Source organism: Aminobacter sp. DSM 101952 (genome assembly GCF_001424795.1).
GTDB classification, from domain to species: Bacteria; Pseudomonadota; Alphaproteobacteria; order Rhizobiales; family Rhizobiaceae; genus Aminobacter; species Aminobacter aganoensis.
The window spans coordinates 458,197-483,777 of record NZ_LMCL01000001.1 but is presented as its reverse complement, the minus strand read 5'-3'; the positions used below and the strand labels follow the sequence as shown (position 1 = coordinate 483,777).

Genomic DNA, 25,581 nt, shown 5'->3' with positions numbered 1-25,581 from the left:
TTCATTATCATCATGAATGATTATCATTCATATATCCCATTTGCGCATGAAATACCAAGGCGCTAGGCAAGGATGAGCCGTCCAGGCTCGCTTCAATCGTTCTCGTCGCTTTCGCGCTGCGGCCCAAGGGGGCGCGCGCTACGGGGTCTTTCGTGCTGGCATTCAGGCAAACACAGCTTTCGGCTGCGGGCGAGGGCCTTCACGGCCGGCAACGGACCATCGCCACCTGCGCCGTCCTGCTGAACGTCTGCATGGCCAATCTCGACACGGCGATCGCCAACACGGCCCTGCCGACGATCGCCCGCGATCTCAACACGACCGAGGCCCAGTCGATCTGGATCGTCGGCGCCTACCAGCTCGCGATGGTCGCCTCGCTCCTGCCTGCCGCGGCGCTGGGCGAGATCGTCGGGCTCAGGCGCATCTCGATGGGCGGGCTGGTGCTGTTCACGCTGGCCTCGCTGCTTTGCGGCCTTGCGCCGTCGCTGGAGTGGCTGGTTGCCGGCCGCGTCGTCCAGGGCATGAGCGCGGCCTGCATCCTGGGCACGGGCGTGGCGATGATGCGCTTCATCTATCCGCACGTTTTGCTCGGGCGCGGCATGGGCCTGAACGCACTGGTGGTCGGGCTGTCGTTTGCGGCCGGGCCGTCGGCGGCCTCGGCCGTCCTTAGCCTGACCAGCTGGCACTGGCTGTTCCTGATGAACGTGCCGCTCGGCCTGATCGGCATCGCGATGGGATTGTATGCGCTGCCGCCGACGATCCGCAGCGCGCGGCGCTTCGACGGGTGGGCGGCGGCCTTGTGCGCGCTGTTTCTGGCAACGACGGTGTTTGCGCTGAACATGGCGGCGCAGGGCGCATCGTGGGCATCGGTGGCGACCAACGCGACGATCGCCATCGCCAGCCTCGCGGTGCTGCTGAAACGCCAGGGCAACCGCCCGGGGCCAATCCTGGCCATCGACCTCATGCGAAAGCCGGTCTTCGCGCTGTCGTCCGTCTGCTCTTTCTTCACCATGATCACCCAGGCGCTGGCATTCGTGTCGCTGCCGTTCCTGTTCCAGGCGCTGTTCGGCTATAGCCAGGTCGAGACCGGTTTCCTGATCACGCCATGGCCCGCGCTGGTGGCGTTTTCGGCGCCGCTGGCCGGGCGGCTGTCCGACCGTTTTCCCGCCGGCCTGCTGGGCGGCGCCGGCCTTGGCGTGCTCAGCCTGGGCATGCTGCTGCTGGCAACGATGCCGCCCGACCCGGATGCGCTGGACGTGGCCTGGCGCATGGCCGTCTGCGGCGCGGGCTTCGGCTTTTTCCAGTCGCCCAACATGCGCACCATGATCACCTCCGTGCCGCCCGAACGCAGCGGCGGTGCGGGCGGCATGTCCAGCGTCATCGGCAATCTGGGCCAGGCCTGCGGCGTCGCAATGGTGGCCGCGCTGTTCAACCTGTTCGGGGCGCACGGAGCCGTTGTCGCGCTGTGGATGGGCGCCGTGTTTGCGTTGCTGGGGAGCGGCGCCAGCTTCATGCGGCTGCGCCACCGGCCCGAGATGGGGCTGGAGCCGCTCAAGACGCTGCAGGACCGGCCATCATCCTGAGGCATTCAGAAGCACACTGCAGAGTATCCAAACATTTAATGACCGAATGCCAGTGGCCGGCATCATATACAGGGTGGATGACTGCAGCCCCGATCCGCCATTGTCGGCGGCGCTGGCGCAGACAGGCGGCGAGAGCCGCAACACAACTGGAGAAGGAAGCTTCATGGCACTCTCGCAACGTCGCATCGGATGGCTCGGAGCGCCTGTTCTGCTCGCCCTGGTGTTCATGCTGTTCAATTCCATTCCCTCAGGCGCTTCAGGAGAGAACATGAGCGACCTTCCACTGCATGCGGCGGCGGCCAATGACGATGCCGCGGCCATCGGGCAGCTTCTGGCCAAGGGCGCCAAGATCGACGTCCGCGACAAGGACGGGCGTAGCGCCCTGCTGGTCGCGACGCTGGGCAACAAGGTCAACGCCGCCGAGGCGCTGATCCAGGCCGGCGCCGACGTCAACCTCAAGGACAACATCAACGACAGCGCCTATCTCTATGCCGGCGCACGCGGACATCTCGACATCCTGAAGCTGACGCTGCAGAACGGCGCCGACCTGAAGAGCACCAACCGCTATGGCGGCACGGCGCTGATCCCGGCTTCCGAGCGGGGGCATGTCGATACGGTGCGCACGCTGATCGAGGCCGGCGTCGATGTCGACCATGTCAACAATCTCGGCTGGACCGCGCTGCTGGAGGCCATCATCCTGGGCGACGGCGGCGAACGCCATGTCGAGATCGTCAAGCTGCTGGTCGACGCCGGCGCCGACGTCAACCTCGCCGACAAGGACGGCGTGACGCCGCTCAGCCATGCGCGCTCCAGCGGTTATGACGCCATGATCGGCCTGCTTGAAAAGGCCGGCGCCAAGTGAGCGAAACCGACGGCTTCCTCGCCGAGGCGATCGCCCTGGCATTCGACAATGTCGAGCAGGGCGGGCGGCCCTTCGGCGCGGTCGTCGTCAAGGACGGCGCAATCGTCGCCCGCGCGGTGAACCGGATGCAGGCCGACAACGATCCGACGGCGCATGCCGAACTCCTGGCCCTGCGGGCCGCGGGCAAGGCGCTGGGATCGCCACGGCTCGACGGCTTGGCCGTCTATGCGAGCGGACAACCCTGTCCGATGTGCCTGGCCGCGATGCGCATGTCCGGCATCAAGGACATCGCGTTCGCCTATTCGAATGAAGAGGCCGAGCCCTTCGGCCTGTCGACCGCCGCCCATGCCGCCGAACTGTCGAAGCCGCTCGACCAGCAAAGCGGGGTGTCGATCAGGCACTGTCCTCCGAAGACCGGTGACGGGCGCCATCTCTATCAGGCCTGGCAGGCCCGCGCCGGGTCGAAGCCGTAGGCGGACGCCGGCGCTGCGCCATCGGTTCTGGACTGATGGCGCCTTCCATCGACATCACCAGATCATGGAAAGCGCAGGCGTGGCCGACGCTAGGCGTCGATGGCGACGATCGCCTCGATCTCGACGGTGATGTTGTCCGGCAGCGAGCCGAAGCCGACGGCGGAGCGGGCGTGGCGGCCGCGCTCGCCGAAAACCTCGAGCAGCAGATCCGAACAGCCGTTGATGACCTTGGGATGGGCCGTGAAGTCCGGCGTGGCGTTGACCATGCCGAGCAGCTTGACGACACGCCGGACCCTGGAAAGGTCGCCGGTCGCCGCGTGGATGATGGAGAGCAGGTTGAGCCCCGTCAGGCGGGCGTCCTCATAGGCCTGCTCGATGCCGATCCCGGCGCCGACCTTGCCCGTCTTGAGGGTGCCGTCGGCCAGCTTCGGTCCCTGGCCGGAGAGGTAGAGCATGTCGCCCTCGAGGACGAAGGGCACGTAGGTGGCAATGGGGGAGGGCGGCGGCGGCAGGGTCAATCCGAGCGCGGCAAGTCTGTCATAAGGGGTCATCGATCAGTCCTGGTATGTTTCCACAAGCTCGGCCTGGCGGATGCAGGCGACGCTGTGGCCGGAGCCGACCGTCTCGCGCGTCGGGACGGTTTCGGCGCAGGCTGCTGTCGCATGCGGGCAGCGCGTGCGGAAGACGCAGCCGGACGGCGGGTTGAGCGGGCTCGGAATGTCGCCCTGCAGGATGACCCGCTCGCGCCGGGCAGTGGGGTCCGGCACCGGCGCCGTCGCCAGCAGCGCGCGCGTATAGGGGTGGCGCGGGTTGGCGTAGACCGAGCGTGCCGGTCCCTGTTCCATGATGCGGCCGAGATAGAGCACGACGATCTCGTCGCAGAGATATTCCACGACGGTCAGGTCGTGGGAGATGAAGATCATGGTCAGGCCGAGTTCGCGCTGCAGTTCCTGGATCAGGTTCAGCACCTGCGCCTGCACCGAAACGTCGAGCGCCGACACCGGCTCGTCGGCGATAATCAGTTCGGGCTCGACGGCAAGTGCGCGGGCTATGCCGACACGCTGGCGCTGGCCGCCGGAGAACTCGTTGGGATAGCGCCGGGCGTGCTCGGGCGAGAGCCCGACGCGCGTCAGCAACTCCTCGATCCGGGCCTGGCGGGCAGCCCCCTTGGCGAGGCCGTGGGTGTCGATCGCCTCGCCGATGATGTCGCGGACCCGCATGCGCGGATTGAGGCTGGAATAGGGGTCCTGGAAGATGATCTGCAGGCGCCGCCGGTAGGCGCGCAGGGCCTTTTCCGGCAGGCTGAACAGGTCGACGCCGTCAAAGATCGCCTCGCCCGACGAGGGTTCCACCAGCCGCAGCAGGCAGCGCCCGGCGGTGGTCTTGCCCGAGCCGGATTCGCCGACGATGCCGACGATCTGGCCGCGCCGGACGTCGAAGGAGATGTCTTCGACCGCCTTGACCGGGCCGCTGCCGGTCGAGAATTGCTTGCTGAGCCCGCGCACCGACAGCAGGATGTCGGCGGCGTCAGGCTGTTGCGTCGTTTGCGTCGTGTCGGTCACAGAAGTTCGTGCCTCCAGCAGCGGGTCAGGTGTTCGGGCGAGGCGTTGAGCAGTTCCGGAGGCGCGGTTTCGCAGTGCGGCTCGGCCAGCGGGCAGCGCGGGGCGAAGGCGCAACCGGCAGGCAGCGCCAGCACGCTCGGCACGCTGCCGGGGATCGGGTTGAGCATCTTGCGCGTGCCGTCGTCGGCGCGGTCGCGCTTGGCATCGGGAATGCAGGCAAGCAGGCCCTTGGTGTAGGGATGGCGCGGACGGGCGAACAGGTCGTGCACCGGCGCCTGCTCGACGACGCGGCCGGCATACATGACAGCCACCTCATGGGCGATCTCGGCGACGACGCCCAGATTGTGGGTGACGAACAGGATGCTCATGCCGATCTCGCGCTGCAGCCGGCGCATCAGGTCGAGGATCTGCGCCTGGATGGTGACGTCGAGCGCGGTCGTCGGCTCGTCGGCGATCAGCAGGGCCGGATTGCAGGCGAGAGCCAGGGCGATCATCACACGCTGGCGCATGCCGCCGGACATTTCGTGCGGGTACTGGTCGAGACGCTTGTCGGGGGCCGGGATCTCGACCAGTTCGAGCATGCGCCGGGCGCGGGTGCGGGCCTCGTGCCGGTCGACCGGCTCGTGCAGGCGGATCATCTCCATGATCTGGTCGCCGACGGTGTAGAGCGGGTTGAGGCTCGTCATAGGCTCCTGGAAGATCATGGCGATCTCCTTGCCGCGGATCGCCCGCATGCGCTTGTCGCTCAGCGTGGCGAGATCGACGACGCCGCCGTCGCGCATGCGGTAGAGCAGGCGGCCGCCGACGATGCGGCCGGGATGCGCCAGCAGCCGCATGATGGACAGGCTGGTGACCGACTTGCCCGAGCCTGATTCACCGACGACCGCAAGCGTCTGGCCGCGGCGGACGGTGAGCGTGACGCCGTCGACCGACTTGGCGGCGCGTGCGCCCATGATGAAGTGCGTGCGCAGATTGTCCGCCCGCAACACGATGTCGTCGGCGAGCGCGTCGGGATGATTGCCTGCGTTGGGTGTGGACATGGCCATGTGTCAGAGGTCCTTGCGCAGGCGTGGATCGAGCAGGTCGCGCAGGCCGTCGCCGACAAGCTGGAGCGAGAGCACGGTCAGGATGATGGCGAGGCCGGGGAAGATCGTCATCCAGTCGGCCTGGCCGACATATTGGCGGCCGGCGGCGATCATCGTGCCCCAGGTCGGGATTTCCGGGCTGACGCCGACGCCGAGGAAGGACAGGCCGGCCTCGGCGAGCATCGCATAGGCGAAGATGAAGGTTGCCTGCACCAGGATCGGCGAGACGAGGTTGCGCAGGACATGGCGCGTCATGATGCGCCATGTCGGCACGCCAAGGGCGCGCGCGGCCTCGACATAGGGGAGTTCGCGGATGACCAGCGTCGAGGCGCGCACGACACGCGCCAGTCGCGGGGCATAGACGACGCCGAGCGCGACGATGACGGTCGCCAGCGACGGCCCCAGTGCCGCGACGAGGGCGATGGCCAGAAGGATGTCGGGAAAGGCCATCATCGCATCGATGATGCGCGAGACGATGCCGTCGGCCTTGCGGAAGAAGCCGGCCACCAGGCCGAGCGTGATGCCGACGGTGGCGGCAAGGGCGGTGGCCGCGGCGCCGACCAGCAGCGATAGCTGGCCGGCATAGATGGTGCGGCTGAAGATGTCGCGGCCGAACTCGTCGGTGCCGAAGAACCAGGTCGCGCTCGGCGGCTTGAGCCGATTGACGATGGACAGCTTGCCCGGTGCGTAGGGGGCGATCAGCGGGGCGAGAACGGCGAGCAGGGTGATCACCACGATGATGGCGAGGCCGATCGCCAGCGTCTTGCGCTGCAGGATGAGCGTCGAGATGCGTGGGCTATCCACGCTGGATGCGGATGCGGCGGCCATCAGTAACGTACCCGGGGATCGATCATGAGGTAGAGCAGGTCGATGCCGAAATTGATCAGCACGTAGATCGCTGCGATGACGAGCAGGGCGCCCTGGATGACGGGATAGTCGCGTCGCAGAACGGCCGACACCACGAGATTGCCGACGCCCGGCAGGCTGAACACGGTTTCGGTGACGACGGCGCCGGAAACCAGCAGGGCGGCGGTCAGGCCGACGACGGTCAGCACCGGGATCAGCGCGTTCTTGAAGGCGTGCTTCATGATGACCCGGAACTCGCCCATGCCCTTGGAGCGGGCCGTGCGCACGTAGTCGTCATTGAGAACGTCGAGCATCGAGGCGCGGGTGAAGCGGGTAATCAGCGCCGACGAGACGACCCCGAGCGCCACTGCCGGCAGCACGAGATGGCTCATGCGCGTCAGGAACGAGGCATCGGGGCCACCGTAGCCTGCGACCGGGAACCAGCCGAAGCGGACTGCGAAGACCTGGATCAGGATCAGGCCGAGCCAGAAGCTCGGGATACTTGCGGCGAGCATGGTCAGGGTGGTCACCGACTGGTCGAAGAAGCTGCCGCGCTTGTAGGCCGACATGATGCCGACGGGGAGCGCGATGGCGCTGGCGATCAGGATCGCGAAGACGGTAAGGAAGAAGGTCGGCTCGGCACGATCGAGCAGCGCTGCGGCGACCGGCATGTCGAGGAAGATCGAATGGCCGAGATCGCCGCGGGCGAGCTGGGCGAGGAAATAGAGGTACTGGACGGGCAGCGACTGGTCGAGGCCGAGGCGCACCCTGAGCACGTCGATGTCGGCAGGCGTGGCGTCCGGGCCGAGCATGACCGCGGCCGGATCGCCGGGAGCGACGCGCACGATGACGAAGACGATCGTGACGACCGTGAACATCACGGTCAGCATGCCGAAGAGGCGTTGCAGGACGTATCGTGTCATCGATCGGCTCCCCCATTGGCCCGCCGGCGCGACAATGGCCGCGCCGGCGGAGATTGCTGTTGTTACTTGGCGATATAGGCGTTCCAGAAGTATGGCCATGCCGACGGCGTGAAGCCGGCGAGCTTCGGCGACTTGGCCGACAGCGCGTTGAAGTCGCCGACCTTGTAGAAGGGGGCCTCTTCATAGATGAGCTTCTGGATGTCGGCGAAGATGGCGACACGCTTCTGCAGGTCCATCTCGGTGTTGAGGGCGACGACGAGCTTGTCCTTCGCCTCGCTGGCCCACCAGCCCGGATAGGACGAAGGCAGCGGTGCGATCAGCGCCGGATCCGGCAGGAACGGGCTGTGGGTGATGAAGATGTCCCACAGCGCCGGCTCGGCACGGCGCTGCACCAGCGTCGCCCAGTCGACGACGTCGAGCTGCACCGCAAGGCCGGCGGCCTTGAGATATTCGGCCGCGACCTGGGCCATCTTGTAGTGGAACTCGTACTGGCGGCTGGTCAGGATGCGGATCGGCTTGCCGTCGTAACCGGCTTCGGTGGCAAGCGTCTTGGCCTTGTCAGGATCGGCCTGGTTATAGCCTTCGATGCCGGCGTCCGAACGCCACTGGTAGCCATCGGGGTAGAGCGCGCCGTCAAGCGCGAAGAACTCGGGCTTGCCGAATGCGGCTGCCATCATGTCCTCGGCGTTGAGCGCCGACTGCACGGCCTTGCGCAGGCCGGGCTTGGTCATCATGCCTTCCTTGTTGTTCATGATGAACATCGGCCAGCCGAACGACTTGAGCACCAGCGGCTCGGTCTTTGCCTGACCGTTGAGGCGGTCGAATGCCTCGACAGGCAGCAGGTCGGCGTAGTCGTATTGGCCGGCGATGGCGCCTTCGACGCGGGTGTTGGCGTCCGGCACCGGCACGAAGCGGATCTCGTCGAGATACTGCTTGCGGGCGCCGCCGAAGCCGTCAGGCTCGCCTTCGCGGGCCTTGTAGCCGTCGAAGCGCACGAGCTGCAGATACTGGTCGGCCTTGCGCTCCTTGATCATGTAGGGACCGGTGCCGACATAGTCGGCCAGCGTCTCGGCGATCTTCTCCGACGGCAGCACCACGGCGGCCGAATTGTTGAAGGCGAGCAGTGCGGTCAGCGGCGCAAAGGGCTGCTTGAGCGTGATCTGGACGGTGTAGTCATCGACGGCTTCGAGCTTGTCGAGATTGGCTGCGACCAGCTTGCCGCGCGAGGCGACTTCCAGCCAGCGCTTGAGCGAGGCGACCACGTCCTCGGCGGTCATCGCCGAGCCGTCGTGGAAGACTATGCCCTGGCGCAGCTTGATGGTGTGGACTTTGCCGTCGGCCGATACCTCGGGCAGCGCCTCCGCCAGCAGCGGCGCGACGTTCCAGTCCTTGTCGAAGGTGTAGAGCGTCTCGAAGAAGTGCTGCGTGACCATGCCGAGCAGGTCGCCCGTCGCGGTCATCGGATCGAGCGTGGTGAGTTCGCCGATCGTCGCGACGTTGACGACGCCGCCGCGTTCCTGTGCAAAGCCTTGTGCGGCAACGAGCATGCTCACGCTTGCCAGGCCCGCGATAGTCAATTTCTTCAGCATGGTTCCCTCCCTATATCCAAATCAAAAGTTGACGGTAATTCTCAATTCGCCTTGGTCAGCGACCTCACCACGCGCTCCAGTTCGTTGACGACCGCGTCGGTGATCAGTTCGCCCTTGCGGGCGCTCGCCGTGGACGGATCGCCGACCACGCCGGTGCCGCCGGACATCTGGTGCATGGTGCGGAACAGCGCTCCGCGGCTTGCCCGGATCATGTCGGCGTTGGCCCAGTCGTACGTCTCGACGTAGGACATGTCGCCGATCAGCTCGCGCCGCACGTTGTCGGGGGCGGCGAGCAGCATCAGTGAGGTCTCGAACTCGCAGGCATGGTTGACGCCGGCAAAGCCGCTTTCGCGGATCGCCTCCAGCTCCGGCGCGACCAGCCGCCACCAGGTGAGCATGGCGATGGTGCACTCGCGATGGCGGGAGCCGAAGGTTTCGAGCAGCACCTGCCCGACAGCCTGGTTGCCGCCATGGCTGTTGAAGATGACGAGGTTGGTGAAGCCGTGGCGCACGACGCTTTCCAGAATGTCGCCGACATAGGCGAGGAACGTCTCGTGGCGCACGGTCAGCGTGCCGGCAAAGTCCATGTGGTGCTCGGAGCAGCACACCTTGACCTGCGGCAGGATGAGGACCTTGTCGCCGAGGCGCTCGTCGAGGCGGTCGAGGAAGTGGCCGCCGATGGCGACGTCGGTGTCGATCGCCAGATGCGGACCGTGCTGCTCGATGGCGGCGACGTTGACGATGACCGGAATGGAGCGGTCCAGTCCGGCGAATTCGTTGGTGGTGAGCTTGTCCCAGCGCATCCGGGCTACCCTCAGGAGATCGTGCGTTCGGAGGTGCGGAAGCGGGCGAGGGCGGCCTCGTCGAGCTTGACGCCAAGTCCGGGGCCGTCGGCCGGGATGCCGACATGGGGCGGCTCGAAGGCGAGCGGGGTTTCCAGCAGGTCGTGGGTGCGGATCATGCGGCCGAAGATGTCGCCCGGCCAGACGCAGCTCTTGGCCGCCGCCGACTGGTGGACATACATTGCCTCGAGGATGCCGAGGTCGATTTCAGAACCGTGCCAGCAATACAGGCCGGCGGTTGCGGCAATGTGGTCGAGCACCTGGAACTTGGCAAGGCCGCCGTTGAAATTGAATCCGTCGACGGCGTTGTGGGCGATGGCGTTGATGGCGTCGTGCGGGCGCTGGCCCTGGAAGACGTAGGGCAGCGAGACGTGCAGCACGATCGGGATCGAGGAGAAGCGGCGCAGCTCGGCAAAGTCGAGCTGCATCCAGCGCGGCAGCGGATCCTCGAGCAGCAGCACGTTGCCGACGGCCTCGAGCTCGCGGATGATGCGGCGGGCGTTGCCGGCATTCTCCCAGCGCTGGTTGGGATCGAAGATGACCTTCATGCCGGGCGCGTGCTTCTTGATCTCGGCGCACCAGCCGGCGACGTCGTCTTCGAGGTCGCACTTGAACTTGATGACCTTGTAGCCCTGCTCCTGGTAGCGCTTGACCCAGGGTCCGACCTCTTCCTGCGTGCGGTGGCTCGACCAGGCGCTGACAGGGACGCGGTCGCGGATGGCGCCGCCGAGGAGGCGATGCATCGGCACGCCGAGCGACTTGGCATAGGCGTCCCAGATGGCGCATTCGAAGCCGTCATATTCGCGGCAAAGCGGCAGCGGCAGGTCCTGCAGCGGCAGGTCCATGATCGACTGGCCGAGCAGGTTGTCGCAGATCGCCTCGATACGCGGCCATTCGTGATCGCGGTAGAACTCGCCAAGGCCAACCGTGCTGTCGGCCAGCGTCATGCGCAGGACGAGCTTGGGCAGTTCGTCGAACTGCATGCTCCAGGCGGCCTTGCCGCCGACGGGCAGCATGTGAAGCGGCTTGGCCAGGCTGTCCGAGTTGATGACGCCCTTGTGCGCCGGCACGATGACCTCGTCGAAGCGGAAGGAAACAATGGTCTTGTCGGCTATCGGCATGGGCGGCTTTCGGATTGGACTGGGTGTCGTTTCGAGAAGCAGGATGTAGTTTTATTACTCACAAGTCAACAAGTGCGGAGTAAAATTTCATACCCTGTGGACCGCGCGCGACCATCCGGCACGTTCCGGATTCGGGCGGGTGGCTATCTGATTGTATTTGTTAGATGAAATTGCATCCGTTTCCGCGAAGTGCGGCTCTCGCCGCACCGTCAGGAGTTGCGGATCGAGCCGCCGATCAGTCGCCGATGGGCTGGTTGTCGGTGCTGCCGTGCAGGGCGACGAGCGTCGAGCGCGCCCGCCACAGCTTCTTGCCGACCGTGTTGCGACGGCGGGCGCCGATCAGGGTCGAGATGCAGTCGAGCACGAACAACTGGCCGTAGCGCCCGCGGTTGGGCATGTAGAAGAACTTCTCCTCGTCGAAGGCGACGAGCGGCACGTTGACGGTGGCGTGGCTGGCAAGGGGGCTGCCGGGATGGGTGACGGTGACCACCTTGGCATCGAGCGAGACGGCGAGCTTGGCGCTGTCGACCAGCGACAGCGGCTTGCCGGTGACCGAGAATATGAACAGCACGTCGTCCGCTTCGACGGTCGAGGCGATGATGCGCTGCTTGTAGGGGTCGGCGGTGGCCGAAACCGCCAGGTCCAGGCGGAACAGCCGGTTCTCCGCCTCGCGGGCGACGTTTGCCGAACTGCCGCCGACGCCGAAGCAGAAGATGCGGCGCGCGTTGTGGAGCAGTTCGGTCGCCCGCTCCAGCGCAGCCGGGTCGCGCTGCGAGAAGGCCACGGCAAGGGCCTGGATCGTCGCTTCGTAGACGTTTTCGGCGACGTCGGGGCCGGTTTCCGCCGCCGAGGTGCGCTCGCCGACGATGTACATGCGGCCGATAGCATAATCCTGCGCCAGGCGGATCTTGAAGTCGGTGAAGCCGTCGCAGCCGATGCGCCGGGTGAAGCGGACGATGGTCGGTTCGCTGACCTTCGCCCGGGCCGCAAGTTCCTTGATCGGCAGCCGCGTCGCCGCCTCGATGTCTTCGAGGATGGCGTTGGCGATGGCGCGGTCGGCCGGGTTCATGTCATCGTTTTCGATGCGCAGGCGGTCGATCAGATTGACTTGATTTGCCATGTGCCTTCATCGATTTGATGAGTCGGATTGCCTCATCGTTACCATAAGCGCCCCTTCGAACAACCATGCGGCCGAGCGGGCGGTGATCGGGGAACCGCTTGCCTGGGGCGGGCAAGCGCGGGCGAGGACGCGATCTCGTTCCGGCCGACTGGCAGCCGCTGCGCGTGGCGGAACGCGCCCGACGCTTTTAAGGAGCTTCTGCAGTTCTGTGAAGTCCAGGCGCATGCAACGGTCGCGCGACAGGCGCAAGCGCGCCTGGATGCCGGCGCTCACACCGTCGGAATGCAGACCGTCGAGCGTGTCAGGAAGCGCTTCTCGCGACCATTGTCGAGCGAGAACATGCCGCCGCGCCCGGGCACGACGTCGATGACCAGATCGGTGTGTTTCCAGACCTCGAACTGCGCGGCGCCGATGTAGACCGGCGTGTCGCCGATGGTGCCGAGCAGGACGTCGTTGTCGCCGACGATGAAGTCGGAACGCGGATAACACATCGGCGAGGAGCCGTCGCAGCAGCCGCCGGACTGGTGGAACAGCACCGGCCCGTGGTCGGCGATGATGTCGTCGAGCAGGGCGACGGCGTCAGGTGTGGCGGAGACCTTGTCGTGGGGAGGATGCGAGGACATGGGCGCTGGGTTCCGGCGTTGCGGCCAGCTCTCCTCTCCCCGTGCACGGGGAGAGGATGCCGGCAGGCAGGTGAGGGGCGGCGCAGACCTTGGTGGTCGAGCTGCCCCTCATCCGCCCCTTCGGGGCACCTTCTCCCCGCAGGCGGGGAGAAGGAAAAAAGCTCAGAAGAACCCGAGCTTCTTGGGGCTGTAGCTGACCAGCATGTTCTTGGTCTGCTGGTAGTGGCCGAGCATCATCTTGTGGTTCTCGCGGCCGATGCCCGACTGCTTGTAGCCGCCGAAGGCGGCGTGCGCGGGATAGGCGTGGTAGCAGTTGGTCCAGACGCGGCCGGCCTGGATGGCGCGGCCGAAGCGGTAGAGCCGGTTCGCGTCGCGGCTCCAGATGCCGGCGCCGAGGCCGTAGAGCGTGTCGTTGGCGATCGACAGCGCGTCATCGTCGTCCTTGAAGGTGGTGACCGAGAGCACCGGCCCGAAGATCTCCTCCTGGAAGATGCGCATCTTGTTGTGGCCCTTGAAGACGGTCGGCTTGACGTAGTAGCCGCCGGCAAGGTCGCCGGGCAGGGTGGCGCGCCCGCCGCCGGCCAGAAGCTCGGCGCCTTCCTGGCGGCCGATGTCCATGTAGGACAGGATCTTTTCCAGCTGCTCGGACGAGGCCTGCGCGCCGATCATGGTTGCGGGGTCGAGCGGGTCGCCCTGGACGATCGCCTCGACGCGCTTGAGCGCGCGTTCCATGAACCTGTCGTAGATCTTCTCATGCACCAGCGCGCGGCTCGGGCAGGTGCAGACCTCGCCCTGGTTGAGCGCGAACATGACGAATCCCTCGATCGCCTTGTCGAAGAAGTCGTCGTCTTCCGACGTCACGTCCTGGAAGAAGATGTTGGGCGACTTGCCGCCGAGTTCGAGCGTCACCGGGATCAGGTTCTGGCTGGCATATTGCATGATCAGCCGGCCGGTCGTCGTCTCGCCGGTGAAGGCGATCTTGGCGATGCGCGGGCTCGACGCCAGCGGCTTGCCGGCCTCGAGGCCGAAGCCGTTGACGATGTTGAGCACGCCCTCGGGCAGAAGATCGCCGATCAGGTCGGCCCACAGCATGATGGAGGCCGGCGTCTGCTCGGCCGGCTTCAGCACCACGCAATTGCCGGCGGCAAGGGCTGGGGCCAGCTTCCAGCAGGCCATCAGCAGCGGGAAGTTCCACGGGATGATCTGGCCGACGACGCCGAGCGGTTCGTGGAAGTGATAGGCGACCGTGTCGTCGTCGATCTGCGACAGGCTGCCTTCCTGGCCGCGCAGGACGCCGGCGAAGTAGCGGAAATGGTCGATCGCCAGCGGCACGTCGGCGGCGGTCGTCTCGCGGATCGGCTTGCCGTTGTCCCAGGTCTCGGCGAGCGCCAGGAGGTCGAGGTTTTCCTCCATGCGGTCGGCGATGCGGTTGAGGATCAGGGCGCGGGCCGCCGGCGCGGTCCTGCCCCAGGCGTCCTTGGCCTTGTGGGCGGCGTCGAGGGCTGCCTCGACGTCGGCGGCGTCGGAGCGGGCGATCTCGCCGAGCGGCCGGCCGGTGACCGGCGAGATGTTTTCGAAGTAGCGGCCGGATTTCGGCGCCACCCACTGGCCGCCGATGTAGTTGTCGTAGCGCTTGGCGAAGGGCACCTTGGCGGTGCGCGAAAACTCGACCTTGTTCATGAACTTCCTCCCGAGAAGCGACGCCGCGGGATGCGACGTGTCGGGAGCAGCGTCGGAGAATATCGGGGCCGTGTCAGCCCGGGCGGAGCGGTCGCCGGCGCCACCTGTCGCAGAACTGCGACAGTTCCGGGCGGCAACCTCAATGCGTGCGGCGGATGCCGAGGCGGTTGAGCTTGCGGTGCAGGGTGGCGCGCGAAATGCCGAGCTGCTGGGCCGCGGCCGAGACGTTGCCGTCGGCGCGGGCAAGCGCCCGCTGCAGGGCGGCACGCTCGGCTTCGCCGAGGTCCTCGGCGACCCGCATGCCGCCACCGACAATGTCGGCGACCGGCAGCCGCCGCTCGAGCCGTTCCCGGGTGATGCCGTAGGTCAGGCGCGCCTGCCTCGTTGCGCCGATGACCAGGTCGTCGGCGTCGACGGCGATCATGCCGCCGGGGCTGCGCTCGACCTCTGGCGTCAGGATGATGCGGGCATGGGGGAAGGCGAGACGGAAGTTGTCGGCCTCGATGCGGCGCGCGGCATCGCCGACGGCGAGCGCGATCAGGTTGACGAATCCTTCGGTCAGGTCGGCCCGGCAGGACGACACGTCGAGGGCGGCCGCGACATTGCCGTGGTGGTCGTAGATCGGGGCGGTGGTGCAGGACAGTGCGGTGTTGCGCGACAGGAAGTGCTGGCCGCGATGGATGGTCAGCGGCCGCTGCTCGACCAGGCTGGTGCCTATGGCGTTGGTGCCTTCGCTTTCCTCGCTCCAGACGGTGCCCGTCCACAGGCCCCAGTCGTGGAAGGTCTCGTCGTCGGCGACGGCGCCGCGGCGCTCGACGGGCACGCCGTCGCGGTCGGCCAGCAGCACGCAGCAGCCGACTCCGCCGACGGCGAGGTAAAGCCGGTCGAGGCTGGCCTGGGCCGCTGTAATCAGTGGCTCGATGCGCTGCCGGGCGAGCGACAGCTCGGCTTCGGTCAGCCGCTCGGGCGGGCTCCGGTGCGTCGGGTCGAGACGGTGCTGCGACGAACGCCGCCAGGACGCGACAAGCGCCGAGCGCGCAGCGTCGCTCGACTTCAGGGCCGCCTGGACCTTGTCGGCATGCTCGACGATTGCGGGGCCTCTCATCCTCTCCTCCGACGGTGGTCTGCACCCTTCCTTGTCGCGTACAGTCGTCGCCTGCTTCCGCGCGCCGGTCAATTAGCCGTTAGACCCAGACAGGCATGCAGGCCGGGAGCGACGAGCTCGCCGGCCTGCAGCGGTTTGAGTTCAGGACTTGTGATGGACGTCCTGCAGCCCGTAGACCTGGGTGGCGAGCCCTTCCTTGCGCGCCTTGAGTTGCAGGGAGAGATACTGCGAGTAATGCCTGGACTGGTGCAGGTTGCCGCCGTGGAACCACAGCGCTTCCTGCTGGGTCGGCTTCCACATGTTGCGCTGCTCGCCTTCCCAGGGGCCGGGATCCTTGGTCGTGCTGGAGCCAAGTCCCCAGCACTTGCCAACCTTGTCGGCGACATCCTGGCTGATCAGGTCGGCGGCCCAGCCATTCATCGAGCCATAGCCGGTGGCGTAGACGATGAGGTCGGCCTCCAACTGGCGCCCGTCTTCGAGCACGATCGAGGTTTCGGTCAGTTTTTCGACGCCCACGCCGCTGACCAGCTTGATCCGGCCGTCGGCGACTAGCTCGCAAGCCCCGACGTCGATGTAGTAGCCGGAGCCGCGCCGAAGGTATTTCATGAACAGGCCGGACTCGTCGTCGCCGAAGTCGAGCATGAAGCCGGCATCTTCGAGACGCTGGTAGAATGCCGCGTCCTTGTCGCGGATCTTGTTGTAAATCGGCACCTGGAATTCGTGCATGATGCGATAGGGCAGCGAGGCGAAGATCAGGTCGGCCTTGCGCGTGGTCATGCCGGAAGCGACGGCGCGCTCCGAATAGAGGTCGCCGAGCCCGATCTCCATCAGCGAGTCGGACTTGACGATGTGGGTGGAGGAGCGCTGCAGCATGGTGACGTCGGCGCCGCCTTCCCAAAGGGCTGCGCAGATGTCATGCGCGGAATTGTTGGAGCCGACGACCACCACCTTCTTGTCCTTGTAGGCATCGGGTCCGGGGTGCTGGGAGGAGTGCTGCTGCTCGCCCTTGAAGATGTCCTGGCCCTTGAATCTCGGGACGTTGGCCTTGCCCGACATGCCGGTGGCCAGCACGAGCTGTTTCGGCTTCAGCACGATCTCTTGGCCATCGCGCTCGACCGCGACGGTCCATTCCCCCGCAGCCTCGTCATAGCTGGCGGACTTGCAGGTGGTGGAGGTCCAGTAATTCAGCTCCATGACCTTGGTGTACATCTCCAGCCAGTCGCCGATCTTGTCCTTGGGCGCAAAGACCGGCCAGTTCTCGGGGAAGGGGATGTAGGGCAGGTGGTCGTACCAGACGGGGTCGTGCAGGCAGAGCGACTTGTAGCGCTTGCGCCAGCTGTCGCCGGGTCGCTCGTTCCTCTCGATGATGATGGTCGGCACGCCGAGCTGCCGCAGCCGGGCGCCAAGCGCGATGCCGCCCTGGCCGCCGCCGATGATGACGGTGTAGGGCTGGGTGGTGAAGCCGAGCTCGGCGGCTTCGGCCTCGCGCTTTTCCTTCCACGTCCGGCGGCCGGCGTCGCTGCCGTGCTCGGCTCCCATCGGCCGCAGCAGGCCCTTGGGTTCCTCGTGGCCCTTCAACTCGCTCATGGTGGTGAGCAGCGTCCAGATCAGGCCGTTCTTCAGCCTGACGTGGCCATAACCGCGCGCCACTGCCGTCTCGAACTCGAACCAGCCGTCGGTGATGCCGCCGCTCTGACTGGCCAGTTCCTTGCCGTCCTGGCGGAAGCGGCCCGGCTTGATCGACGCGAGCTGGCTTTTCAACATGTCGCGGATCTGGTCGTGGCCTTCCATGGTCTTGAGATTCCAGGTGAAGGTCACGAGGTCGCGCCAGTAGCAGTCCGCCTGGAACAGGTTCACGGCGGCGTCGATGTCGCCGCTGGCAAGCGTCTTCTCCAGCTTGCCGAGAATGCTGTCGATCTTGGTCTGTGGGCTGTCGTCGAGCATTTTGTCTTCCTCCGAATTGCCGATGATTGTTTGCTTCGGGACCGGCCTGTGGCCGTCCGCGGCGGGGACTTGCCGGTGGGTCATCCCGGTCGTCCCGCAGGGTTCAGCCGGGCGTCGATGCCCGAACTGTTCGACGTGGCTTTCCTCCGATTCCAGTCGCTCCATGCACAGCAAGTGCCGTGCCAAGTCGCCGATGGCGGGAAAGACCGGGATTTCCGGGAGGAGGTGTGACCGCAGCTGTTGCAGCGCGCCTGGCGCATGCCACAGCTGTTGCAGCAGGCGCTGCAACAACTCAGTTGAGCGCGGTCAGGCCGTAGCGCTTGATCTGGCGGTGGACGGTGGAACGGTCGACGCCCATCCGGCGGGCGGTCTCGGAGATGTTCCAGTTGCACGCGGCAAGCATTGCCTGCAGTGGCGCGGGGCCGGACACGGCGTCGTCCTTATGGTCGGTCACCTCGGCCGCCGCGGCCAGCGTTTCGGGCAGATCGCAAATCTCGATCACGCCGTCCTGGCACAGTGCGGCCGCAACCGCGATGACGTTGTCGAGTTCGCGGATGTTGCCCGGCCAGCCATGGCCGCGCAGGGCAAGCAGGGCAGCGGGTGCCACGGTCAGCGTCTCGCCGTCCTGCCTGTGGCGGGCAACGACCGTGTCGAGCAGCCAGTCGAAGTCGCGGCGCTCGCGCAGCGGCGGGATGGACAGCGTCGCGGCGTTGAGGCGGTAATAGAGATCCTCGCGGAAACGCCCTTGCTTCACCAGGGAGCCGAGGTCGCGGTGCGAGGCCGAGATGACCCTGAGAGTGACCGGCTTCGGCCGCGATGCGCCGACCGGCAGAACCTCCCGTTCGGCCAGCACGCGCAGGAAACGGCTTTGCAGCGGAAGCGGCATGTCGCCGATCTCGTCGAGGAACAGGGTGCCGCCGTCGGCCTCCTCGATCAGGCCCTTGCGGCCCTTGGCGGACGCCCCGGTGAAGGCGCCGGGCAGGTGGCCGAACAGCTCGCTTTCGATCAGTTGCTCGGGGATGGCGGCGCAGTTGATGGCGACGAACTTGCCCCTGGCGGCAGCGCCGTCATGGATGGCCTTGGCGAGATACTCCTTGCCGGTCCCGGTTTCACCCTGGAGCAGGATGGGCAGCGGCCTGCCGGCGAGCTTCGCCGCCTTGGCCTGGAGGGCCGCCATCTGCGGATCGCCGCCGCTCAGACCGCGCAGCGAGACCGGGATCTGGTCGCGCGCAATCGCCGGAGCCTGGACCTTGTGGTGCGGTTCGATGGCATGGGCAAACAGCGCATTGCCGTCGCGGGCGAAGACCAGGCGGTCCTGCGTCGGCCGCCGGCGGGTGAGATCCGGCAGGTCGTCGATCTCCATGTCGAAGAAGCGCGCGATCGGCTGGCCGATCAGCCCGTCTGGCTGGCGCCAGTCGAGGCCGACCGAGCGTGCCAGGATCTTGGCGCCGCCATGGGTCATGCCGATGATGCGGCCAGCGCCGTCGATGGAAATCGCCGCCTCCGGGTCGACGTCGAGGAATTCCGGCGAGCGGGCGAAGCGCAGCACCCATTCGTCGCGGGTCTGGGCCATCAGGTTGGCGAGTTCGATGCGGCGCACGGTGGCTGCCACCAGATGCAACGCCAGATTCTGGCTGGTCTTGCGGATCGGCGAGCTCAACAGCGAGATGTCGAGCACCGCGGCAAGATCGCCCCCGGTATCGTAGACCGGTGCTGCCGTGCAGGACAAAGGCGTATGCGTGTTGTCGAAATGGTCGGTCTGGTGGATGGTCAGGGCTTCGCCGGCCTCCAGGCAGGCGCCGACGGCGCAGGTTCCGGCGCGCGCTTCTGACCATTCCGAGCCGAGGTAGAGGCCGGCCTTGCGCAAATTGTTGTCGAACAGCGGATCGCCGAGAAACTCGACGGTCACGCCCTTGCGGTCGGAGAGCAGCAGCACGTAGTTCTGGCCGGCGACCTGGCGGAACAGGTTTTCGAGGCCGGAGCGGGCAATGGCGATCAGTTCCTCGGACTGCTGGCGATGCTGGCGCAGCTCGCCGTCGGGCAGGATATAGGCTTCGCAGGCCTGGCTCGGGTCGAGCCTGTGCTGCTCGATGCAGCGCAGCCAGGACTTGACCACCTGCTCGTCGCGCCCGGTCGAAGCTCCAAGGCTGACGCTTTCGATCTCGCGAATATGGTCGGAATGCGAAAACATCGGCAATTGCAGCGCGCCTCCCAACGCACCGCCCTCCCATTTCCTCCGGATGCCCATGACTGCATGGCCTTGGGGCATTGTAAAGGAGACTAAAGGCCGAGGTGCCGCGGTGAAAGCTGCGATGCGCTCCACGCCGACAGGGACGGGGAGTGCTTAGCGGAACAACTGCAGGATCGACTGCGGGTTGGCGTTGGCGATCTGCAGCGACTGGAGCGCCAATTGCTGCTGCGTCTGCAAGGCGGTCAGCCTGGTCGACGCCTTGTCCATGTTCGCATCGACCAGTTGCCCGACCCCGCGGCTGATCGAATCCGAAAGGCTTTTCGCGAAATCGGCGTGCAGGTCCAAGCCCTTTTTCAAGGCGCCCAGTTCGCTGGCCGCCGTCATGACCTTCTTCAGCATGCCGTCGAGACCGGAGATGTAGTTGTCCAGATCCGCTGACGAAGCGGTGACGTCGACGTCCATCAGGTCGAAGTCAGGCAATATGCCGACATTGTCGGTGACATCCCGCAAGGCGATCGTGGAACGCGCACCGGCGTTCGGATGCACCGTGTCGTCGACGACCAAGCTTACAGAACTGCCGCTTGCGACGGCGTTCACGCCCTGGCCGCCGAGTGCGTGGTCCAGGAGGGCGGCAAGTTGAGCGGGATCGCCGACGATGCCGTCAGTGGTTCCGAGAGCCGCGTCCACCATGGCACGGTCGATGGTGATCCTGGCCGGCGTATTGCCGCCAACAGCGATCTCGAAGCCGAATTCCACATCGTTGTGGATGCGGAAGGGACCGGAAAAGAAGAAGTCGGCTCTCGCGTAGCTGTCCCTGACATTGGGCGGCAGGGGATTTTCGAGACCCGCAGCCAGACCGCCGATGGTCTCGGTCAGGGCCAGCGCGACGCTCGACCCCGATTCTCCGGTCAATTCCTGGCTCTGTATCGTCAAGCGGCCGCCCGAGGCACTGGCAAGAGCCGGCGCACCTATGTCGTCAAGTGCGGCCTGAAGCACTCTTTGCATTTCCGAGGCAGTGTCTATCTGGCCATCGCTGGTGCCGAGTTCGGCGATGACCAGCGCCTTGTCGATGACGACATTGAAAGTCTGCCCGGCCGCGTGAGTACCCTCGTCCAGCGTCAAGGTAAAGCGTATCGCCTCGGTGTCGCCGATGGTGACAGGGCCGGAAAAGCCGAAGTTCTGGCTTCCGCTGATGCCAGCTTCATGGAGAACCTGCCCCCGCAATCCGCCTATATCGCCCAAGCTGCGCAGATCGGCCTGCAGTGCACCTCCGCCGCCGGCATTGAACAGGCTTGTGCGGATAAGGTTCACGTCGGTCTTGCCGATCGAAGCCTGACCTTCCGGCGACCTGACGAATGACGACACGATTTCCGTCTTGTAGACCGAAAGCTCGGCGAGATTGTCGGGATGTTCGGTGCTCAGCCAGTTGGCACCGCTGAAGGTGGCGGACGAAGCGATGCTGGCGATCTGTTGCTTCAGGCTGTCCAATTCGGTCTGGATCTTGGCCCGGTTGTCCGGTTGATCCTTGGCGAGGATGACCTTGGCGCTGAAATCCGAAAGAAGTCCAACCGTCGAATTGAGCGCGGTGTAGGCAGTGTCGGTACGCGCAGTCCCAAGGCCAAGAGCATCGGAAACGGTCGACAGCGCCATGTTGTCGGAGCGCATGGTGGTGGCGATGGACCAGTAGGCCGCATTGTGCGAGGCCTCCGATATGCGAAGGCCCGTGCTGACCTGGCCTTGCGTCGCCTCGAGACTCCAGCTTGCCGACTTCAATGCCTGCAGAGCAGTCATCGAAGATGAGTTCGTCAATATGCTTGTCATGCTTTTCTGTAAAAATGCGGCAGTATTGCGAGAGTAGATTAATAGTCGATTTCATGAACTAATGTGTATGTCATGGTTAAAAAATCGTAAAATCTTTCCCCTGCTCGATGAAAAACTGTTGACGGCACTTTCCGGTGCGCCGGCGCGTTGCAGCGCCGCCTCCGTGATGTCGAAGCCGTCAGTGGCCCGGTGCTGCTTTGGACAGGCCGAGTTGCAAAGATGTTCCGATCAGGTAACCTCTCCTTTGCGAGTAAATTCTGTCCAAGGCACATGAGGGGATCATGACCCAGGACCAAGGAAACTCCGGTACCGTTCGGCCCGACGTTTCCACGCGCCGCAAAGAGCTCTTCGCGTTTCTAGTCCTGGCCTTCGGCATCTGGCCAGTCGTCGCCGTCGGCGTCGTCGGAGGCTACGGCTTCATGGTCTGGATGTGGCAGATCATCTTCGGGCCGCCCGGACCTCCGGGAGGTTGAGCCGATGGCGGCGCCGGGCAGCATCAGCCGCAGGTCGTTCCTGACCGGCCGCGAAGATCAGCCGGTGCGACGACTCCTGCCGCCCGGAGTGGCAGAGGACGGACTGGCCGCCTGCACCGGCTGCGGCTCCTGCGTCGATGCTTGCCCCACCGCCATCATCGCGCTTGTCGCAGGCAAGCCATCGCTGGACTTCCTGGCTGGCGAATGCCTGCTGTGCGGCGACTGCGCCACGGTTTGCCCCGAACCCGTCTTCGACCGGGCCGTGCCACCGGCGTTTGCCCATGTCGTTGCCATTTCGGACGCCTGCCTGGCGCGCAACGGCGTGTCCTGCATGAGCTGCCGCGACGCCTGTCCGCCCATGGCGATCGCCTTCAAGCCGCGGATCGGCGGACCGTTCCTGCCGCAGCTGGACGAGGCCGCCTGCACCGGCTGCGGCGCCTGCATCGCGCCATGCCCGGCGCAGGCGATCGCGGTCACCCCCATAAGCATGGAGCCGGCACATGCCTGACCAGCGCCGCTATCACCACATTTCCAGCGCGGTCGTTGCCGTCATGCCCGGGCGGCTGGCCGAAGTGGCCGAAGCGATCGCCGGCATGGGCGGCCCGGAAATCCGGGCGCAGGAAAACAACCGCATCGTGGTCGTGATGGAAGGCGACAGCGCCGGCGAACTGGGGGCCCAGCTCACCGCGCTCGGCGCCCTCGACGGCGTCGTCGCGGCCAACATGGTCTTTGAACACATCGAGGAACTGGAGGGCTCTGCACCATGACGGCAGAACTGAACCGACGCGAGCTCCTGAAGGCGCAGGCGGCGGCCGTTGCGGCCGCAACGGCGGGCATCGCGCTGCCAGCATCGGCCCAGCCGATCCCAGGCGGCGTGGGCGCGCTGGAGATCAAGTGGTCGAAGGCGCCGTGCCGCTTCTGCGGCACCGGCTGCGGCGTCATGGTCGGCGTCAAGGACGGCCAGGTCGTTGCCAGCCATGGCGACACCCAGGCCGAGGTCAATCGCGGCCTCAACTGCGTCAAAGGCTACTTCCTGTCCAAGATCATGTATGGCGCCGACCGGCTGACGACGCCGCTGATGCGCAAGCGCAACGGCGTCTATGACAAGGATGGCGAGTTCGAGCCGGTAAGCTGGGACGAAGCCTTCGGCCTGATGGCCGAGCGGGCGAAGAAGGTGCTGAAGGAGAAGGGGCCGACGGCGATCGGCATGTTCGGCTCCGGCCAGTGGACCATCTTCGAGGGATATGCCGCGACCAAGCTGATGCGCGCGGGCTTCCGCTCCAACAATCTCGATCCCAACGCCCGCCATTGCATGGCGTCGGCCGCCTATGCCTTCATGCGCACCTTCGGCATGGACGAGCCTATGGGCTGCTACGACGATTTCGAGGCCGCCGACGCCTTCGTGCTGTGGGGCTCGAACATGGCCGAGATGCATCCGATCCTGTGGACGCGGCTGGCCGACCGGCGGCTCGGCCACGAGCACGTCAAGGTGGCGGTGCTGTCGACCTTCACCCACCGCAGCATGGACCTCGCCGACATTCCCGTGGTGTTCAAGCCGGGAACCGACCTCGCCATCCTCAACTACATCGCCAATCACATCATCACGACCGGCCGGGTCAACGAGGACTTCGTCAACAAGCACACCGTGTTCATGCGCGGCGAGACCGACATCGGCTACGGGCTGAGGCCGGAAGATCCGCGCGAAACCTCGGCCAAGGGCGCGGCTAATGCCGCAAACATGGAGCCGATGGACTTCGAGGCCTACAAGAAGCTGGTCTCGGAATACACGCTGGAGAAAGTGGCCGAGCTCAGCGGCGTCGAGAAAGGCTTCCTCGAGGAGCTGGCAGAGCTCTATGCCGACCCGTCGCGCAAGGTGATGTCGCTGTGGACCATGGGCTTCAACCAGCATGTCCGCGGGGTCTGGGCCAACCAGATGGTCTACAATATCCACCTGCTGACCGGTAAAATCTCCGAACCGGGCAACAGCCCGTTCTCGCTGACCGGCCAGCCGTCGGCCTGCGGCACGGCGCGAGAGGTCGGCACCTTCGCCCACCGCCTGCCGGCCGACCTGGTGGTCACCAATCCCGAGCACCGAAAGCACGCGGAAGGGATATGGAAGCTGCCGGCCGGACTGCTGCCCGACAAGCCGGGCTTCCATGCGGTCGAGCAGGACCGGATGCTGAAGGACGGCAAGCTCAATTTCTACTGGGTGCAGGTCAACAACAACATCCAGGCCTCGCCCAACAGCAGCAACGAAGCCTATCCAGGCTATCGCAACCCGGACAATTTCATCGTCGTCTCCGACGCCTACCCGACGGTGACGGCGATGTCGGCCGACATCATCCTGCCCGCCGCGATGTGGGTCGAGAAAGAAGGTGCCTACGGCAATGCCGAGCGCCGCACCCATGTCTGGCACCAGCTGGTGCAAGCCCCCGGCGAGGCGCGTTCGGACCTCTGGCAGCTTGCCGAGTTCTCGAAGCGTTTCACCACCGACGAGGTGTGGCCGCAGGAAATCCTCGACGCCAATCCTGCCTATCGCGGCAAGACGCTGTTCGACGTGCTTTACGGCAACGGCAATGTCGACAAGTTCCCGCGCAGCGAGATCAACCCGGATTATGCCAACAACGAGGCCACCGAATTCGGCTTCTACATCCAGAAGGGCCTGTTCGAGGAATATGCCACCTTCGGCCGCGGCCACGGCCACGACCTGGCGCCTTACGACACCTACCACGAGGTGCGCGGGCTGCGCTGGCCGGTGGTCGACGGCAAGGAAACGCGCTGGCGCTACCGCGAAGGCCTCGATCCCTATGTGAAGCCGGGCGAGGGGGTCAAGTTCTACGGCCGCCCGGACGGCAAGGCGGTCATCCTCGGCGTGCCCTACGAGCCGCCGGCGGAATCGCCCGATGACGAGTTCGACATCTGGCTGGTCACCGGGCGCGTACTCGAGCACTGGCACTCCGGCTCGATGACGCTGCGCGTGCCCGAGCTCTACAAGGCGTTTCCCGGCGCGCGCTGCTTCATGAATGCCGACGACGCCCGCAAGCGCGGCATCAACCAGGGCGCTGAGGTGCGGGTGATCTCACGGCGTGGCGAAATCCGCTCGCGCATCGAGACGCGCGGGCGCAACCGGATGCCGTCAGGGGTGATCTTCGTGCCCTGGTTCGACGCCAGCCAACTCATCAACAAGGTCACGCTCGACGCCACCGATCCCATCTCCAAGCAGACGGATTACAAGAAATGCGCAGTCAAGATCGTTCCGGTCGCATGAACATGCGGCGCAGCGTCCCCGCGCTTGTCTTTGCCACACTGTTCTGCGCGGGCACGGCGGCCCTGGCCCAGATGGCCTCCGACAGGTCTCCCGAGCTGACGGGTCCACCGTCGCCGATGGAGACGATCCCGGCGGCGCCGGTTCCCAAATGGGTGACCGACGACGTGCGCAAGATGCGCGCATATCCCGAGCAGCCGCCGGTCATCCCGCATTCGATCGAGGGCTACCAGCTGTCGGTCAACACCAACCGCTGCCTGTCCTGCCACAAGCGCGAGTTCACCCAGAGCTCGGGCGCGCCGATGATCAGCGTCACCCACTACATGACGCGCGAGGGCCAGATGCTGGCCGACGTGTCGCCGCGGCGCTACTTCTGCACCGAGTGCCACGTGCCGCAGGCGGACGTGCGGCCCTTGGTCGAGAACCGTTTCAAGGACATGAGCGAACTGGGCTTCAAGCCCGCCGGCAGCGAGTAG

General features: G+C 65.8%; 23 protein-coding genes. 8 read left to right on the top strand and 15 right to left on the bottom strand.

What is annotated here, in order from left to right:
- The first annotated feature begins 152 nt into the window (after window positions 1-152).
- From ASC75_RS02295 to ASC75_RS02285, 3 genes are all read left to right on the top strand, one after another.
- Window positions 153-1,580: an MFS transporter gene (locus ASC75_RS02295; protein WP_055970107.1), complete on the top strand. Its 1,428-nt coding sequence runs from the start codon at window positions 153-155 to the stop codon at window positions 1,578-1,580.
- Window positions 1,581-1,848: 268 nt separating this feature from the next.
- A complete protein-coding gene (locus tag ASC75_RS02290; protein ID WP_244487743.1) occupies window positions 1,849-2,442 on the top strand; it encodes an ankyrin repeat domain-containing protein in 594 nt (197 codons plus the stop codon).
- Window positions 2,439-2,915 carry a nucleoside deaminase gene (locus ASC75_RS02285; RefSeq protein WP_055970104.1) on the top strand — a complete coding sequence of 159 codons (477 nt, stop codon included), beginning with the start codon at window positions 2,439-2,441 and terminating at the stop codon, window positions 2,913-2,915. Before ASC75_RS02290 ends, ASC75_RS02285 begins: the two co-directional genes overlap by 4 nt.
- A gap of 89 nt (window positions 2,916-3,004) precedes the next feature.
- Here the strand turns inward: ASC75_RS02285 and ASC75_RS02280 are convergent, their stop codons facing one another.
- The 15 genes from ASC75_RS02280 to ASC75_RS02210 form a co-directional block, all read right to left on the bottom strand.
- Window positions 3,005-3,466, bottom strand: coding sequence for a RidA family protein (locus ASC75_RS02280; protein WP_055970101.1), 462 nt, complete (start codon window positions 3,464-3,466; stop codon window positions 3,005-3,007).
- Between the two features lie 3 nt (window positions 3,467-3,469).
- On the bottom strand, window positions 3,470-4,432 hold the full coding sequence (locus tag ASC75_RS02275; RefSeq protein ID WP_055970624.1) for an ABC transporter ATP-binding protein: 963 nt from the start codon (window positions 4,430-4,432) through the stop codon (window positions 3,470-3,472).
- Window positions 4,433-4,473: 41 nt separating this feature from the next.
- A complete protein-coding gene (locus ASC75_RS02270) occupies window positions 4,474-5,430 on the bottom strand; it encodes an ABC transporter ATP-binding protein (RefSeq protein ID WP_244487742.1) in 957 nt (318 codons plus the stop codon).
- 96 nt (window positions 5,431-5,526) lie between these two features.
- On the bottom strand, window positions 5,527-6,390 hold the full coding sequence (locus ASC75_RS02265) for an ABC transporter permease (RefSeq protein WP_055970094.1): 864 nt from the start codon (window positions 6,388-6,390) through the stop codon (window positions 5,527-5,529).
- Complete coding sequence (locus ASC75_RS02260) at window positions 6,390-7,331, bottom strand: ABC transporter permease (protein WP_055970091.1); 942 nt, start codon at window positions 7,329-7,331, stop codon at window positions 6,390-6,392. Before ASC75_RS02260 ends, ASC75_RS02265 begins: the two co-directional genes overlap by 1 nt.
- 62 nt (window positions 7,332-7,393) lie before the next feature.
- On the bottom strand, window positions 7,394-8,878 hold the full coding sequence (locus tag ASC75_RS02255) for an ABC transporter substrate-binding protein (RefSeq protein WP_244487741.1): 1,485 nt from the start codon (window positions 8,876-8,878) through the stop codon (window positions 7,394-7,396).
- A gap of 83 nt (window positions 8,879-8,961) precedes the next feature.
- Window positions 8,962-9,723, bottom strand: a complete 762-nt coding sequence (locus ASC75_RS02250) for a creatininase family protein (RefSeq protein ID WP_055970085.1) — start codon at window positions 9,721-9,723, stop codon at window positions 8,962-8,964.
- An 11-nt stretch (window positions 9,724-9,734) separates the two neighbouring features.
- Entirely contained in the window at window positions 9,735-10,883 is a 1,149-nt protein-coding gene (locus ASC75_RS02245) for an enolase C-terminal domain-like protein (protein WP_055970082.1), read from the bottom strand.
- 235 nt (window positions 10,884-11,118) lie between these two features.
- Window positions 11,119-12,003, bottom strand: a complete 885-nt coding sequence (locus ASC75_RS02240) for a MurR/RpiR family transcriptional regulator (protein ID WP_055970078.1) — start codon at window positions 12,001-12,003, stop codon at window positions 11,119-11,121.
- Between the two features lie 269 nt (window positions 12,004-12,272).
- Window positions 12,273-12,626, bottom strand: a complete 354-nt coding sequence (locus ASC75_RS02235; RefSeq protein ID WP_055970075.1) for a DUF779 domain-containing protein — start codon at window positions 12,624-12,626, stop codon at window positions 12,273-12,275.
- 162 nt (window positions 12,627-12,788) lie between these two features.
- On the bottom strand, window positions 12,789-14,306 hold the full coding sequence (gene adh / locus ASC75_RS02230; protein ID WP_055970073.1) for an aldehyde dehydrogenase: 1,518 nt from the start codon (window positions 14,304-14,306) through the stop codon (window positions 12,789-12,791).
- A 139-nt stretch (window positions 14,307-14,445) separates the two neighbouring features.
- Window positions 14,446-15,411: a helix-turn-helix domain-containing protein gene (locus ASC75_RS02225; RefSeq protein ID WP_055970070.1), complete on the bottom strand. Its 966-nt coding sequence runs from the start codon at window positions 15,409-15,411 to the stop codon at window positions 14,446-14,448.
- 141 nt (window positions 15,412-15,552) lie between these two features.
- Window positions 15,553-17,355, bottom strand: a complete 1,803-nt coding sequence (locus ASC75_RS02220; RefSeq protein WP_055970623.1) for an NAD(P)/FAD-dependent oxidoreductase — start codon at window positions 17,353-17,355, stop codon at window positions 15,553-15,555.
- 292 nt (window positions 17,356-17,647) lie between these two features.
- A complete protein-coding gene (locus ASC75_RS02215) occupies window positions 17,648-19,546 on the bottom strand; it encodes a sigma-54-dependent Fis family transcriptional regulator (protein WP_055970067.1) in 1,899 nt (632 codons plus the stop codon).
- 153 nt (window positions 19,547-19,699) lie between these two features.
- Entirely contained in the window at window positions 19,700-21,367 is a 1,668-nt protein-coding gene (locus ASC75_RS02210) for a flagellin (protein WP_082496354.1), read from the bottom strand.
- Window positions 21,368-21,648: 281 nt separating this feature from the next.
- Between ASC75_RS02210 and napE the strand changes: the two genes are divergently transcribed.
- Genes napE through ASC75_RS02185 form a run of 5 tightly spaced genes read left to right on the top strand, consistent with a single transcriptional unit; the run spans window position 21,649 to window position 25,581 of the window.
- Complete coding sequence (gene napE, locus ASC75_RS02205; protein ID WP_055970061.1) at window positions 21,649-21,840, top strand: periplasmic nitrate reductase, NapE protein; 192 nt, start codon at window positions 21,649-21,651, stop codon at window positions 21,838-21,840.
- A gap of 4 nt (window positions 21,841-21,844) precedes the next feature.
- Window positions 21,845-22,348: a ferredoxin-type protein NapF gene (napF, locus tag ASC75_RS02200; protein WP_055970058.1), complete on the top strand. Its 504-nt coding sequence runs from the start codon at window positions 21,845-21,847 to the stop codon at window positions 22,346-22,348.
- Entirely contained in the window at window positions 22,341-22,607 is a 267-nt protein-coding gene (locus tag ASC75_RS02195; RefSeq protein ID WP_055970055.1) for a chaperone NapD, read from the top strand. The genes napF and ASC75_RS02195 overlap by 8 nt, the downstream gene beginning before the upstream one ends.
- Window positions 22,604-25,108 carry a periplasmic nitrate reductase subunit alpha gene (gene napA, locus ASC75_RS02190; protein ID WP_055970053.1) on the top strand — a complete coding sequence of 835 codons (2,505 nt, stop codon included), beginning with the start codon at window positions 22,604-22,606 and terminating at the stop codon, window positions 25,106-25,108. Before ASC75_RS02195 ends, napA begins: the two co-directional genes overlap by 4 nt.
- Window positions 25,078-25,581, top strand: coding sequence for a nitrate reductase cytochrome c-type subunit (locus ASC75_RS02185; RefSeq protein WP_082496353.1), 504 nt, complete (start codon window positions 25,078-25,080; stop codon window positions 25,579-25,581). Before napA ends, ASC75_RS02185 begins: the two co-directional genes overlap by 31 nt.